The organism is Ruegeria sp. O5 (assembly GCF_056535105.1).
In genome coordinates this window covers 1-14,635 of sequence record NZ_JBQERN010000032.1, presented here as the reverse complement: position 1 = coordinate 14,635, position 14,635 = coordinate 1, and the positions used below count along the sequence as shown (strand labels likewise).

General features: G+C 57.1%; 10 protein-coding genes, 1 tRNA gene and 1 pseudogene. 4 read left to right on the top strand and 8 right to left on the bottom strand.

Going from position 1 to position 14,635, the window contains the following annotated elements; translation table 11 throughout:
- Window positions 1–140: pseudogene (gene glyA / locus ACR0M3_RS19640) on the top strand (serine hydroxymethyltransferase); the annotation flags it as partial.
- A gap of 115 nt (window positions 141–255) precedes the next feature.
- On the opposite strand, the gene ACR0M3_RS19635 reads toward glyA, so the two are convergent.
- On the bottom strand, window positions 256–630 hold the full coding sequence (locus tag ACR0M3_RS19635) for a hypothetical protein (RefSeq protein WP_209507997.1): 375 nt from the start codon (window positions 628–630) through the stop codon (window positions 256–258).
- Between the two features lie 91 nt (window positions 631–721).
- On the opposite strand from ACR0M3_RS19635, the gene ACR0M3_RS19630 reads away from it, so the two are divergent.
- Entirely contained in the window at window positions 722–1,480 is a 759-nt protein-coding gene (locus ACR0M3_RS19630; RefSeq protein ID WP_480912343.1) for an alpha/beta fold hydrolase, read from the top strand.
- On the opposite strand, the gene ACR0M3_RS19625 is transcribed toward ACR0M3_RS19630, so the two are convergent.
- The 5 genes from ACR0M3_RS19625 to ACR0M3_RS19605 all read right to left on the bottom strand — a co-directional run bounded on the left by ACR0M3_RS19625 (window position 1,481) and on the right by ACR0M3_RS19605 (window position 9,903).
- Entirely contained in the window at window positions 1,481–1,666 is a 186-nt protein-coding gene (locus ACR0M3_RS19625; RefSeq protein ID WP_480912341.1) for a hypothetical protein, read from the bottom strand.
- A 272-nt stretch (window positions 1,667–1,938) separates the two neighbouring features.
- A complete protein-coding gene (locus ACR0M3_RS19620) occupies window positions 1,939–3,291 on the bottom strand; it encodes an HlyD family type I secretion periplasmic adaptor subunit (RefSeq protein ID WP_480540043.1) in 1,353 nt (450 codons plus the stop codon).
- 2 nt (window positions 3,292–3,293) lie between these two features.
- The gene (locus ACR0M3_RS19615) at window positions 3,294–5,516 is read right to left on the bottom strand and encodes a type I secretion system permease/ATPase (protein ID WP_480912338.1); all 2,223 of its coding nucleotides are present in this window, start codon (window positions 5,514–5,516) and stop codon (window positions 3,294–3,296) included.
- Between the two features lie 39 nt (window positions 5,517–5,555).
- The gene (locus tag ACR0M3_RS19610) at window positions 5,556–7,496 is read right to left on the bottom strand and encodes a type I secretion protein (RefSeq protein WP_480560773.1); all 1,941 of its coding nucleotides are present in this window, start codon (window positions 7,494–7,496) and stop codon (window positions 5,556–5,558) included.
- A gap of 130 nt (window positions 7,497–7,626) precedes the next feature.
- Window positions 7,627–9,903 carry a hypothetical protein gene (locus ACR0M3_RS19605; RefSeq protein ID WP_480540046.1) on the bottom strand — a complete coding sequence of 759 codons (2,277 nt, stop codon included), beginning with the start codon at window positions 9,901–9,903 and terminating at the stop codon, window positions 7,627–7,629.
- A 606-nt stretch (window positions 9,904–10,509) separates the two neighbouring features.
- Here ACR0M3_RS19605 and ACR0M3_RS19600 point away from each other — a divergent pair.
- Both ACR0M3_RS19600 and ACR0M3_RS19595 read left to right on the top strand, forming a co-directional pair.
- The gene (locus tag ACR0M3_RS19600) at window positions 10,510–11,262 is read left to right on the top strand and encodes a helix-turn-helix transcriptional regulator (protein WP_480484917.1); all 753 of its coding nucleotides are present in this window, start codon (window positions 10,510–10,512) and stop codon (window positions 11,260–11,262) included.
- A complete protein-coding gene (locus ACR0M3_RS19595) occupies window positions 11,255–11,752 on the top strand; it encodes a hypothetical protein (RefSeq protein WP_480912336.1) in 498 nt (165 codons plus the stop codon). The genes ACR0M3_RS19600 and ACR0M3_RS19595 overlap by 8 nt, the downstream gene beginning before the upstream one ends.
- A 106-nt stretch (window positions 11,753–11,858) precedes the next feature.
- Here the strand turns inward: ACR0M3_RS19595 and ACR0M3_RS19590 are convergent.
- Together ACR0M3_RS19590 and ACR0M3_RS19585 are read right to left on the bottom strand one after the other, a co-directional pair.
- Window positions 11,859–11,944: transfer RNA gene (locus tag ACR0M3_RS19590), tRNA-Leu, on the bottom strand.
- 509 nt (window positions 11,945–12,453) lie between these two features.
- On the bottom strand, window positions 12,454–14,346 hold the full coding sequence (locus ACR0M3_RS19585) for a DEAD/DEAH box helicase (RefSeq protein ID WP_480912334.1): 1,893 nt from the start codon (window positions 14,344–14,346) through the stop codon (window positions 12,454–12,456).
- Window positions 14,347–14,635: the final 289 nt, after the last annotated feature.

Here is a 14,635-nt window from a genome sequence, read left to right as displayed (position 1 = left end):
GCCAGATCGCCGACTGGATCATCGAAGTGGTCGACGGCCTGGCCGCCAACGGCGAAGACGGCAACGCCGAAGTCGAAGCCCGCGTCCGCGCACAGGTCGCAGACCTCTGCAACCGCTTCCCCATATACCCGAACCTGTAAACGTTTAAAAAGAAAAGAAAACGGCGCTCTTGAGGCGCCGTTTTTTTTGTTGTTTGAGCAGTCGCTTCGATAGAGGGGGATCTGGCCACGCGTCAGCTTGGCAGCCGTCTGAAAGTCAAATCAAATCGCGCCACCACAGAAAAACAAGCAACAGCGCTGTCAGAGCCAACAGATTGAAAGCCAGCCCCCCCAGCAATCCAAGGAACCAGCCCCACCTGCGATCCGCAAGATTGATGCTTCCCAGATGATCCTGCACTACGTCCGACGCCCTGACGAGCTTGGGAGTATCCAGAATCAACCGCATCTTCGGGTGCGACGCCATCGCCTCGGACCGGGCAAGCACCATGGCCTGCCGGTACACCCGGCGCGGCAGACGTCGTTTTGCCTTGCGAATGGATGCCTCTAGCGTCTTGTCGCGCACGCCAAGCTTGGCACGCAGCAAGGCCACCGTCTCGGCGATCCGGGTCTGAATGTCTGGGTCCTGAGGCATGGGCTCTCTCCTGCCGCCGCAATCTAGCCTGCAGCACAAAGACCTACAATGGGGCTGGTGATCCGCTGTAGGCACTTGTATCACGCAAGCTATGCTGAACACGATTGTACATGGCGAACCGACCGCCCGCCCACCGCTGGTAATAGCACACGGCCTTTACGGATCTGCTCGGAATTGGGGCGTCATTGCCAAAAGGCTTTCAGACGAACGGCAGGTTGTGGCGGTGGACATGCGCAACCATGCTTACAGCATGTGGGACCCGAGCCATGATTATCCCCATCTGGCGCAGGATATCGCCGAAGTCATAGAACAGATCGGCGGCGTGGCGGATGTTCTTGGACATTCCATGGGCGGAAAGGCTGCCATGACCCTGGCCCTGCGGCACAATGGGTTGGTGAACAAGCTGGTGGTCGCCGACATCGCGCCGGTTCAATACGCGCACAGCCAAATCCAGTTCATCGAGGCCATGCGGGCTGTTGATTTTTCGCGCATCACCCGCCGGTCGGATGCGGAAATGCAGCTGGCCGATCAAGGCGTTGAGAAAGCGTTGCAAAGCTTTTTCACCCAATCGCTGGATATCAAGGGAAAACGGTGGCTGCTTAATCTGGATGTTCTTGCAGCCGAGATGCCAAAGATCATGGGCTTCCCCAAATTGGACGCCACATGGAATGGCCCCGCCCTGTTCCTGTCGGGCGCGGCATCGGATTATGTCCTGCCGGAACACCGCCCTGAAATCCGCTCGCTGTTTTCCGGCGCGCGTTTCGCCAAAATACCCGGAGCCGGGCATTGGCTGCACGCCGAAAAACCACGTGAATTCGAAGCAGCGGTTCGGACGTTCCTGAACGCCTGATCAGGTGCCCCGGTACAAGCGCCGGGCCACCATCCACGATGCCGGAGCAGCGATCACCGCCCCGGTAACTGCTGCGCCGACAATTGCGCTGACGGAAACCAATCCCGCAGACAGCACAGCGATTACGGCAGAACCTGAAATGGCAGTGGCGATCAGTGAATACAGCATGGCGGCAAGGCGAAACATGGTCGGGTGTTCCTTATGATGACTTCCGGCCAAACATGTCTCGATTCGAATGTGTTTTGCATTGATTTGCATCAGATGCGGAAATCTGGCGCTTCATGAACCTGTGATTTCGCAACCACCGTTGAGCCGATCCGTCAACCCGCCAAGGATGTGGAGCTTGTGAAATCCCAAGTCTTGCGCCGTCAAAGGTACACACCCTCACTTTCACGCTTTTCCCAAAAGGATCAGAACGCGACTTGAGGTAGATGAACCAACGGCCTTAGGCACCTAGGTTATTGCTCGCGAAACGCGCGCGACATGCTGTCCGACACAGGTTTGGCGATATAGGCCGCAAAAGTTCGTTCCTCGGTTTGGATCATAATTTCCGCAGGCATGCCGGGGGTCGGAACAAAGCCGCTGACCCGGTGCAGCTCGTCTGGGGTAAGTGAGATACGCGCCAGATATACCTCTTTTGGAACGCCTGCCGCCTCTTCAAGCAGCGCGTCGGCAGAGACATAAAAGACTTCTCCGTACAAAACCGGCGTTGTGCGCTGATTGAGCGCGATCAGTCGCACCGAGGCGGTCTGCCCGGTTACCACACTATCAATCTCGGTGCGTGGGATTTGCGCCTCAATAATCAACGGCGCATCGGCAGGCAGGATTTCGGCAATGGGTTCGCCCGTTTCGATCACACCACCCGGAGTATGATAATGCAGGCGAACCACTGTCCCGGTCACCGGAGCCCGTACCACGGCCCGGTCCAGGACATTACGGGCCTGACGGGATTTTTCGCGCACGCTTTCCAGATCGGCCTCGACCACGCCCAATTCATCCAGTGCAGCCTCGCGATAGGCGGATCGGGTGCGCGTAATCTGTTCCTGGTATTTCAGAAGCATCTGATTGATTTCAGCGGCCTCCGCCTGCAACCGGGCCTGCTGCCCCTCGGCTTCGGCCTGCACACGCCGGATCGTGTTCAATTCGCCCTTTCGAACCAGCCCTTTCTGGAAAAGCTGGTTTTTGGACTCGTACTCTTCCTGCAAGATCTCGGCACGTGTGACCATGCTGTCCAATTGGGCCTCAAAGCCGCTTGCCCGGATCTTCAAAGCCTCCATATTGCGTTCCAAAAGTGCCACATCATTCAGCAAGGTCTTGCGCGACACATCAAAGCTGAGCATTTGACCGTCGAGAATGGCCATGACTTCCACGTCTTTGGAGGCCTCGACCAGATCTGGCGTAAAGACCAGACGATCCCGTTCCCCATATTCCGCCAGCAACCGCTCGGTCATCGCCTGCAAGCGCAGTTTGCGGATGAACAGCTCGCGCTCATTGGCCTGGGCCGAGGTCTGATCCAGCGTCATCAGCACCTGACCTGCCTGAACCGTTTGCCCCTCAGTGACCTTGATGTCTTCGATGATCCCGCCCTCAAGGTGCTGGACAATCTTGTTGCGTCCGGTGGCGACAAAACTGCCCTGCGCGATGACCGCCGCCGCCAGCGGGGCGCTGAAGGACCACACTCCGAAACCGCCAAAACAGACGACCAACATGATTATACCGATGACAATGAAGCGGTTGATCGAGCGCGGAACTTCCGCATACCAGACGTCAGGTTCACCGGCAGAGTGCCTTACGGGTACGAGGTCATTCATGGTCAGCCTCCCTGTTGCCCTTCAATTCCGGTCCGTTTGCGCGGCCCGTTGATCTGCTGAAGAACCTGCTCGCGCTGACCGAACAATGCGACGCGCCCATCGGTCAGCAACATGATCTTGTCTACCACATTCAGCAGGGTCGGTTTCTGCGTGATGACGACCACGGTAATCTTGCTTTCGCGCGCCTGTTCAATGGCACGCGCCAAGGCTTTGTCCCCGGCAACGTCAAGGTTCGAGTTCGGCTCGTCCAGCACCACCATTCGTGGGTTCCCAAAAAACGCCCGCGCCAGCGCAATGCGTTGTTTCTGTCCGCCCGATAAAGGCGATCCATCGGAGGCCACCACAGTCTCATATCCCTGCGGCAAGGTTGCGATCATGTTGTGTACATCGGCCAGAACAGCGGCGTCATGTATCTGTTCGTCCGTGGCATCGGCACGCATCCGGCCGATATTGTCCTTGATGGTTCCGGGGAACAGCTGCACATCCTGCGGCAGATAACCTATGCTTTCTCCAAACTGGCGCGGGTCCCAGTTGCGGATATCCATCAGGTCCAGCCGCACACTTCCCGACGTGGGCAGAACGGACCCGACAAGGGTTTTGCCCAAGGTGGTTTTGCCCGCACCTGAATTGCCGATAATGGCCAATGTTTCACCGGGGGTGAGTGAGAAGGTAATCCCGTTCAGAACCACACGTTTGGTTCCGCCGGGGACATAGAGCAACCGCTCTACATCCAACCGGCCTTCGGGGCGCGGCAGGCGCAACTTCTCATGTTGCAGGGCCGAGGTGGACAGCAGCGCCTTGATCCGCCCATAGGCCGCGCGCGTCAGCAGGTAGCTGTTCCACCCCTCAATCGAGCCTTCGATGGGCGCAAAAGCGCGCCCGGCAATGATCGAGGCCGCGATCACCATGCCGCCGGTAATCTCTCCCTGCAGTGCCAGAAATGCGCCCCATCCCAAAATGCCAATCTGTGTCAGCAGACGAACAGCGCGCGAGATCGCCGCGAAGATCACGTTACGGTCCTGCGCGCGCACCTGCCAGGTCAGGGATTGGGCCGTGTCCCGCCCCCAGATCCGCACCGCCTCGGGGATCATGGCCAAGGCGTTGATGATCTGGCTGTTGCGCGACATGGAATCCAGATGCAGGTTCGCCATGGACTGCGCTTTGTTCGCCTCGGCAAAGGGTTTGGCTGTCATTTTCTGGTTGATCAGCGCAATCGTCATTAGGATCAGCGCCGTCACCACGACAATCATGCCCAGTTGCGGGTGCACGAGAAAGATCATCAAAATGAACAGTGGGGCAAATGGCACGTCCAGAAACGAGATCAGCGTGCCGGAAACCAGAAAACCGCGCAGTTGCTGCAAATCGCCAAGCGTCTGATATTCGCGCCCGTTTCCATGCAACGACGCGTGCGCAGCCGCACTAAGCACAGGTGCACCCAAACGAACGGCAACCTCGACACCGGTTCGCATCAGCGTAAACCGCCGCACCGCATCAAAGGCTGACTGAAAGATCACGGCCCCGGCGACGATTGCCGTCAACATGATCAGCGTATCCAAAGATCGGCTGGTCAGAACCCTGTCACTGATCTGAAACAGGTAGATCGGAATCGACAGGATCAGAATATTGGTCGCGCAGGTCAGCACCAGAACAAATGCAAGGTTACGCCGGATCGCCCGGATCGAATCCCGCAATGTGCGCTGGAAATCCTCGGGCGGGGTGCGCTTGTGAAAGGTTTGGGGTGGCCCGTTCCCGTCACCGCCGCCGGAGTTTGTCCGCAACAGTGGCTGGTTTGCCTTGGCCTCGATCGTCGCGCCCATGTGATCCGCGCCGGACGCGCGCGCAGAGGGGGTCTTGCGCGCTGTCGTTTCGTCCGCGGTTGCATGATCCGGGCCGTCAGCATCAGCCACCCCGTCACCACCGCCCGCAATGTCCTTGTCTTGCACGGGCTGCGGCGGCGCACGCCAATGGGGAGGTTCAGCGCGCGGTTGTTCACATGAGTGTTTCTGGTCTTTGGCCGGTTTCAACGCATCGTTTTCAACCGGCCGGTTTTGATCTGGTTCAGGCACTCGGAACTCCTGCGTCAGATGCAGTCGGGTGGTGGCACCTGTGGCCCGTTTTGCAGGATCTGTCCCAGGTTCGGGATCCTGACGCTTCAGACCCAACCCGCCTTGCCTGTCCAGCGGGCTGGATAAAGGGTGGCGGCGCGACGAAAAAACAAACGACATGTAGAAACCTTCTGGTCACTCGGTAAAAATCTTGGGGGATCAGGCCAGCATGGTTTGCAGGCCGTCGTCAGGTGTTGTTGCATCAAGAGCTGGGGTATTCAGTGCCAGGGCCGCATCCGGTTGCGCGACGGTCATGTCACCCATGATGGCTGCAATTGCCTCATTGGTCATCGCGGTAATCTCGTCGTTGTCCGGCATGTCGATCAGGCTGGCCTGATGCAGCAGCAGATCGGAATACGACCCGTCAGCTGCCATGACCGTCGAGTCCACACCCATCTTGGTCAGATGCGCGGTGTTCAGCATGGCGTTGCTGCCCGCGACTACATCGGCCCCGGCAGCATTCGGGCCGGACAGGTCTATATCATCCTGATCCAGCATCATCGTGGCCTGATTGACGATGTTCACCTGTATAAGATCGCCGTCGATCTTAAGGACGCGCAACTGCTCCATCCCGGCGAACATCGGATCATTCAGAAGCGCGTCTTCCAACGCGTCCATGTCCATTTCCGGTATGGCAAGCGCGTCCGCCATATTCTGTTGCATATCCTGGTGAATGTCCTTGCCGATCGTTTTGACCGACGCGTCGTTCATGAGCAGGTTTTCATCACCGTCCATCACCGACGCGGGCACTCCGCCGCTGATGATGTCGTCATCCATAAGGGCCATGGATTGAACCAGCACATCGACTGAAATCATGTTTCCGCCGATCATGATCAGATCGTAATAGCTCCCCAACTGCACGATATCGGCGACATTGTACATTTCGTTGTCGCCCAGCACGTAAAGCGTGGATGTGGCTGAAATTTCGGTCTGAATGTGATCGATATCGGTGGCATCTATACTCTGGTTGATGAAATTCGCGACCACCAGATCGCCGTGAACCCAGTCGACAACAACATAAGCGGGCTGGCCGCTTGTCCCGTCGACATCGTCCAGCCAGGCGGCCTCTTTGCCTTCGACTTCGATCACCGAAGACTGAACCAGGTTGGTACCGCTTCCGGCATTCATGGCACCTACGTCCCAGTCGGAAACAAGCGCGACCTGACTGATGACCGTCAGATTGATGGCCTGCCCGCCTACAACAATGTACGGAGCATCCACCCAACCAATAGTCGCAGACACTGCATTGATCGCCAGATTACCACCGGTCACCACCAGATGCCCGTCGTCAAAATCGGAATCCTTGGACTGATCCCATTCGGCGGGCCACGGCGTGTCCGCTTCATCGCCAGTCGCTTCATCCGGCTGATGGAAAGCAGGCAACAGGTCGGTCCATTCAGGTGCTTCGGCCATGTGCTCGCCATTGACGATCACGCCCAAGGCATCATCGCCATGGAACTGATACACGGTGACTCCATCCACATCCCCGTTCATCGGGTTCAACATCTGTTCGGCCAGTGCCTCGACCATCTCGATTGACTGGTAGTCCGCGAGTGAAAATGACGGGCTTGCCACGGCATGAAGTGACAACGCCATGTCCAGCATCTGCTCACCTTTTGCGATCAGCGCATCCGTGTCGCGAAATTCACCCTCGCCCACCGTGTCGTTGTCGCGCAGGAAAACCTTTTGCTTAACGTAACTCACCGCCGACCCCAACGGCACATTGTCAGGCCGCAGAATGACAAGCACTGGCGCGGATGACGGTCCAATCGTGTCGTCCGGTACAAAACGCTCGGAAACCGGCCCATCTCCACCAAGGATGATCACCGATTCATGTACAGGCCCCTTCGGCGCATCTGGTAGTGGCAGGTTAGGTTGAGGTGGGGCAAAATTGTATGGGAGGAGTTTGTACTCGCCCACCGGGATATCAAGATCGGCCCTGATATGGATCGCAGCAGGATCGTCCAGCCCGTCAATTTCAGCTTTTCGCCTCAGGGCAGTGAATTCATCATACTGGTCCCGCAGCCGGGCCTGTTCGATCGTAAGTTCAAATGTTCCAACAAAATGCGCTATCGTTTCCGTAATTGCATCAAGGGCCATGTCGGTCATCCTTTTTCACCCGCACCGGCCAGAATTTCCGCTTTGGGTTCAGTTGGGCCGGGGCCACTGCACGCGGCCCCGGCATTTTCGAAAACAGCGAGGCCCGATAATGCGGGCCCCGCCTTTTGACTTATGCGTCGTTGTCGTCGCTTGCGTAGGACGAGGTCATCGAGCCACCGACCATGGTCGTATCGACCGAGTTGCCAAGCACGTTGGCCCCCATGACAATCGACTGGTTAAAGGCCGAGGTGTCGACAACAGCCGCTGCCGAGGCATAGGACTCGCCGGTCACGATGCCATCGCCACCGTTATTCGAGCCCCAGTTGCCAGCGTTGCCGCCTGCACCACCGTCACCCGAATACGCACCAGCCGCGCTGCCGCCCGTGATGGTTCCACCCATGGTGTCACCGGACATGGCTGTGCCGGTCGAGTATCCGCTGGCTCCGCCATTTGCGGCGGACGCGCCACCGGCACCACCGGCACCCGAACTGGCCGCACCGGTCGCATCGCCCGAACCGGTCGATGTGGCATCGTTATCGGACATGCCCGAACCACCGTATCCGGCGATAGCTTCGGCCAGGCTGTCGGCGGCGCCGTTTGTATCGGCATCACCGAATACATCCGCCGCTCCGCCATCACCGGCGGTATTGGCCGCATCAGCAGACCCGGCACCATTGCCCGAAGACGTGGATGTGGGCGTCGTTGTGCCGCCTGCTCCGCCGTCACCGTCTGCTGCAGACGTACCAGAGCCCGCTGCGTCCGCTGTGCCGTTGGCCGAATTGGATCCGCCATCACCACCGCTTCCATCCGTGTTCTGCGAATTGCTGGACGCACCGTTCACGTCACCCGGGCTTTGGTTGATGTCGGGGCCGCTTGCGGACTGGTCGCCAACACCCTGCGCATCCGAATCCGCGTCGGCGGTTCCACCGGAACCATCGCCGCCCGAACCGTCACCGCCTGAGCCATCGCCACCAGCGCCATCGCCGCCCGAACCGTCGCCACCGGTTCCGTCACCGCCTTCACCCGCTTCGGCATCAACCATGCCAAGCTCTTCCTGCAGGGCCATGATTGCAGCTTCGACCATAGCGGCAAATCCGCCTTCGCCGTCACCGCCGGTACCGTCACCGCCCGTGCCGTCGCCACCGGATCCTTCACCACCGGTTCCTTCGCCGCCGGTGCCAGGTCCGCCAGTTCCGTCAGCCGAGCTGTCCGCACCACTGTCAGCGCTGCCTTCTGCTGCGTTACTGCCAGCAGTTGCATCATTGGCTTCGGTTGTGCTGTCGCTGGAATTCGAAGACGAACCGTCTGTCGAGGCGCTGCCGTCACCGCCGTCGGAACCTTCGGCGTCTACGTCATTGCCGGCCAGACCAAAGCCCGTGCCGTTCGAGTCGGAATCGCTGTCGCCGCCATCGGCGCTACCCGAGGCATTCGAGCCGGACAGACCAAGGCCCAGTCCCAGACCAAACGAATCTGCGCTTCCGCCGTTACCGCCGGTTCCGTCACCATCAACGCTTGTGCTGCCGTCGTTGTCAGCAGAAGACGAACTGTCAGCGTCGCCGCCGTCGCCGCCGGTGCTGTCACCGTCAGCCCCTGCGCCGGACAGGCCAACACCAATGCTGGCGTTATTTGCGTCACCGGTATCACCGCCTGCGCCGCCACTCGAATCCGCGTCGGCGCTGCCGGTATCGCCACCGGCACCAAACGCATGGCTGCCCAGCGTGGTCGAGTCTGCCGAACCACCATAGCTGGTACCACCGTCGCCCGAATCTCCACCGTTGGACTTGACGCCTATACCTTCTTCAGCGTTGGCGGTGCCGCCATAGGCGCTACCATTCTGATAGAAACCGGAATTGTTCGAAACTGACGCCGATTCCAGCGTGTCGTCATCGCTCAGACTGGCGACCTGACTGTTGACGGACGCCATTGCGGTTCCGGCACCATCCATTGAGATATCGACATTCATGTCATCGCCGGGATCATAGTTCAGATCACGGCCTGCGGTGATTACGTCGCCAACCGACGCGTTATCTCCGAAGTCCAGATCAACCTGATCATCATCGCGCGGAATCCACTCTCCGCCACCAAAGTCGATATTGATCGCGTTGCTGTTTGAATTGTCGTTGGTGTTATCTCCGGCATTGAGCGTCTGGTCCTGATCCTGACCTTGATCCTGATCCTGGCCCTGATCTTGGCCTTGGTCCTGGCCTTGTTCCTGACCCTGATCCTGGCCTTGATTTTGGTCCTGGCCCTGATCGTTGGAGTTTTCGACAGTCTGGTCCTGCTGCTGCTGTTGTGCAGTCAGATCAGCTTCGACAAACGCCTCATCAATCGGGATTTCAACATTTACCGGAGCTTCCAGATTCTCGACATTAATTTCGTCGACGGTCGTTACGTTTGTATTATTCACATTACGTCTCATGACAAATTCCTATTTCTGGAACGCCAGACCGCCATTCATCTAAAAAGCGGCATCAGGCGAGATTGAAACAAAAATACCCGCGCAGCGCATGAACGCGCTGAAAGCGGTCTGTGGAAGTTTCTAAATGGCCACCTCCTTTCCCGGCTAAGCCGAAAGCGCGGCGGTTCATGAAGGCTGCTGAAATACGCAATGACCGGCGCGACAGGGACAGGCGCTTCGACAATTGAAGCCCAGCCATGTTCGCAGCGACGCACGCCCACGCCTAGCTAGTCGAAAGTTTTGAGGTGGTTACAACGTTGTTTTTATTACTTACTTTTAGAATACATCTGAGTTTGCGCTCACCTGCCCCGCATGACCCACCTACAAAAAATCGCAACAAAATAATTCAATTGTTTCCGCTGGTTGCACAAAAACCCAAGCGGAAACCTAACCGAAAGTTCTATGGCACGGGCTCTGGAAGAACTCCTCCCGGTTGTGGAAAACCATGCTTTCGAGTATAATAAAAGTTAATTACCTATTTGATTAGTTAACTATTTTAGACCGCCAGAATTCAAAAAAGCTATTTTTGGTTGACCCTGTTTGCGAGGGAATGTGATGAGTGTGTCATTGATAGAAGAAACTACCAATCAGGATCTTTATTCAGAAGATTTTTCGGTTGTCTTTATTGGAAAAGAATTATTCTACTCCAATCAGACCCTAAGAAGCGTTCAAACTGAATTCGGGGTTCGTGCCCGGCGGTTCGAAACTCTCGAAGCGATGAACGGCCACACACCCGGCTGCAGCAAGATTATTGTTGTGGACCAGATGATGCTTGAAGACCTGTTGGCGCGCCCAATGGCCTATACCAAAAGTACCGGGTCCGGCTGTCTTGCCTTTGCCTATCGCAAAGAAGAATCGGCCCGGCATATGTTTGAATCCTGGGATCGCACGCAGTTCGGCGAAATCGGATTTCTACCCATGAATGTGGCGCCCGATGCCTGGCGCGCCATCCTCAGGCTGCTGATGCATGAAGAACTGTACCTACCCAGCTTCCTTGCAGATTGCGTCGCCTTTCCTGGCCAGCGCACGCGGGACATCCCAGCCCGTCCAGTGACAAATGTCCCAAATGGTGTAGACCAGCGATCGCGGTACCTGAAGCTGACGCGTCGCGAGAAGCAGGTCCTGCAACTTGTCTCGCAGGGCAAAAGCAACAAGTTGATCGCGGCCAAGCTGGGAATTACGGAACACACGGTCAAACTGCATATGCACAACGTGGTTGGTAAGATCGGCGTCAGCAACCGCACCGCTGCCGCGCATTTCTACTACGAGGTTGCGCCACACGAGGCGCAGCACTCCGCCCTTGACTGACACGTTTGAAGCCCGGTTCGATCGCCTGATCCTTCTGGTTGGCAGGCTGAACTATATGTGGACCAACACCGAAAGCCTGCTGATCCACCTGATCGCTGGCCTTTCCGGAACGTCGAAAGACGTGGCCGTCATTATCTTCCTGACCCTGAACACAACCCGCGCGCGTATTGATCTGGTTGAACGGCTTGCCAAGATGGAGGGAAGGCCCGCGCAGGTTCGCGACCCGATCCTTGACCACACGCAACGGCTCAGCAAGCTTTCGGGCATCCGAAACAAGTATAACCACTGCATCTATTCATTCGATCAGGAGAGCGGAAACCCGAAAACGATCCTGATGCGGATTGCTGACCGCAAGACCGACATAAAACTGGGTCGCGCGGATACGGTAGATGATGATGCGCTTCGCGAAATCGAAGCGGTCGTCAATCAGCTTTCCTCCGCGAACCAGGACATCTGGAGGCTGATCCGGGAATTAGGGTATCCGGTATAGTCCTGGTCATGAATATGACACCATGACGACGTAGGCTGCGTTTCACTGCATTTGCGATACCGAAGACGCGCAAACCGGGCGGCGGAATGCAGCTTTCGAAAGTGCCTGGTGCGGGCGGTGGGACTCGAACCCACACGGGCATACGCCCTTCAGATTTTAAGTCTGATATGTCTACCATTCCATCACGCCCGCACGGCGCGGCCCTTTCGGACTGTGCAACGTCCTTACAAGCACAACGAGATGATAACAATGTGCTTTGACCCGCAGGATTGGGAAAAATAGACGGCAGCGCCGGTGAAACTCAATTGCACCCAACGGTACCTCCATTGTCTCACTTGGCTTTGGTGCGGTCCGACATATCCACAGGTCCGATGCATCGGATCGACTGAAGGTACTTCTCCAAAGAGCAGGTGCTGTCAGCACCGAACCGTTTTCCGTTCTATCCCAAAAAAGAATTCGTCAGGGCGCTGGCCGAAAAAAACTCCCGGCATCATCACAATATAATCCTCTGGTTATCAAGAACTCGAGCTGAGTCTGCCATCAATTTGCATGGCCGATTGGAGCGACAGTATGGTCCGCAGAGTATGATTATGTCTATCGCCAGGGCTCGCAGGCGCTGCGAAAGTCTGGTCTAACGGGCGGAACCCAGCGGAGTTTTGGCATGGCCAATGTCCGGAAAGGGCCTGTGCAAACGCTTCGACTTACTTTGAACGCCTTGGCACAGCGTTACCGCCCTTATTTGCCGCAGCGCGTGCACGGTTTTTCTTGCTGTTGGGCTTACCCTTTGGCGGTGGCGGGCCTTTTGGGCGGCGGTCAAGTTTTTTACTCAGACCACTGCGGTTGTCGTCATCGCGTTTGGGCTTGGCTTCAACTTTGGCCTTTTCAGGGGGCTTGGACACTGTCTTTTTCCGCGCTTTCGCAGGCTGCGGCTCGACAAGTCGGCTCGGTTTGCGTGCAGTCTTTTCCAGACCTTTCTTGCCTCTGGCAGCCCGGTTGAAGCTTGTCTTTGCTGAGTTCGACAAATCGGGGGCTGAATCCAACTGCACAATGTCTTTTGTACCCTCGATCTTCATTTCCGGCCCAATCGCGTCCAAAAATCCGGCGACGCTGCTTTCGCGAATTTCGATATAGGTCTCGTCGTCAACGATACGGATCGCACCGACATCGGATTTCGTGATGTTCCCCGCCTTGCACACCATAGGAAGTAGATATCGCGGAGACGCGTTTTCGTTGCGCCCTTCTGACAGCGAAAACCAAACACTCGGACCAAAAGGTGCGCTTTGCTTTGGCGCTGCTTCCTGAATGTCGTTTAGTTCTTCCGGAGCGGAATGCGCCCTGTTGTATTGACGGACATATGCCGCAGCGAGTTGTTCTGGCGAGAACCTTTCTACCAGTTCGTCGACTGACTGCCGCTCGGTCTTTGTTATTTCAGAGCACCAGTCCTCCGATCCGAACATCCGTTGCAGGTCTTGCGCTTTGACCTCTTCAGCGGAGGGCGCCGCACCCCAATCAGCCGTGAGTTTAGCGAATTTCAACAGCCTTTGGGCTTTTTTGTAAGAAGCCGGTGCAACGATCAGTGTGCTGACACCTTTGCGCCCTGCACGTCCAGTTCGGCCTGAACGGTGCAAAAGCGTTTCATGACTGCTGGGCAGTTCCGCATGGATCACCAGATCCAGATTTGGCAGATCAATTCCGCGCGCCGCGACATCGGTCGCCACACAGACGCGGGCCCGTCCGTCACGCATGGCTTGCAAGGCGTTTGACCGTTCACCTTGGGTCAGTTCTCCGGAAAGAGCCACAACCGAAAACCCGCGGTTGGACAGTCGGGCTGTCAGACGGCTGACCATGGCGCGCGTGTTGCAGAAAACGATGGCGTTAGGAGCCTCGTAGTAGCGTAGCACGTTAATGATAGCATTTTCACCGTCACGTGGAGCCACATTCATCGCACGGTACTCGATATCGGCGTGTTGCATCCGCTCACTGACAGTACTTACACGCTCGGCATCCCTTTGGTACCGGGCAGCCAAGGCGGCGATGGCGCGCGGTACCGTTGCCGAGAACAACAGTGTCTGGCGGTCTGATTGCGTTTGTTCGAGGATGAATTCCAGATCTTCACGGAATCCAAGGTCGAGCATTTCGTCAGCCTCATCCAACACGACGGCGCGTACGGATGCCAAATCAATCGAGCCGCGCATTATATGATCCCGCAACCGCCCTGGTGTCGCGACCACAATATGTGCCCCTCGGGACAGCGCCCGGCGTTCGTCGCGCATATCCATGCCGCCAACGCATGAGGCAATGAAGGCCCCCGCATCCGCATAGAGCCACCCCAGTTCTCGTTTGACCTGCAGCGCCAACTCTCGCGTCGGTGCAACAACCAACGCCAAAGGCGCGCCTGCCACATCGAATACCTGCGCATCGCTCAAAATTGTTGGTGCGATGGCCAAGCCGAACGCGATGGTTTTTCCTGATCCGGTCTGCGCCGAAACTAACAAGTCTCGTCCCTGCAAATCCGGTGCGGACACCGCCTCCTGAACAGGGGTCAGCGTGTCATATCCTTTACGCTTCAATGCGATTGCGAGTGTCGGGTTCATGGCTCAGCTCTCCGGAGTGATACGGTCACCCTCAGAGCTTCCGACACACGGGTCATAGTAGAAGCGCAGTCCATACTGCGAGGAGAACCGGATGTATAGATCGGAAAATGAGCCTCCCAATGAGCCTCCCCAACGGAACTGGTCCACACTTATGTTAAGGTGTCTGAAGTCAGCGCCTACCGGACAGATTTAGGGTTTTCTGGACCTGTCCCGTTTTTTTGCCGCCCCAAGTGCTCGTTTAAGCCACTTTCCTTTCGAATGCGACAGGGCTTTTCCAGCCCAATGCTGA

Bases quoted from the DNA above. Each gene is read 5' to 3' on its own strand.
- ACR0M3_RS19625 (WP_480912341.1), bottom strand. From the start codon at position 1,666: ATGTTTCGCCTTGCCGCCATGCTGTATTCACTGATCGCCACTGCCATT.
- ACR0M3_RS19615 (WP_480912338.1), bottom strand. From the start codon at position 5,516: ATGTCGTTTGTTTTTTCGTCGCGCCGCCACCCTTTATCCAGCCCGCTG.
- ACR0M3_RS19630 (WP_480912343.1), top strand. From the start codon at position 722: ATGCTGAACACGATTGTACATGGCGAACCGACCGCCCGCCCACCGCTG.
- ACR0M3_RS19635 (WP_209507997.1), bottom strand. From the start codon at position 630: ATGCCTCAGGACCCAGACATTCAGACCCGGATCGCCGAGACGGTGGCC.
- ACR0M3_RS19585 (WP_480912334.1), bottom strand. From the start codon at position 14,346: ATGAACCCGACACTCGCAATCGCATTGAAGCGTAAAGGATATGACACG.
- ACR0M3_RS19610 (WP_480560773.1), bottom strand. From the start codon at position 7,496: ATGGCCCTTGATGCAATTACGGAAACGATAGCGCATTTTGTTGGAACA.
- ACR0M3_RS19600 (WP_480484917.1), top strand. From the start codon at position 10,510: ATGAGTGTGTCATTGATAGAAGAAACTACCAATCAGGATCTTTATTCA.
- ACR0M3_RS19620 (WP_480540043.1), bottom strand. From the start codon at position 3,291: ATGAATGACCTCGTACCCGTAAGGCACTCTGCCGGTGAACCTGACGTC.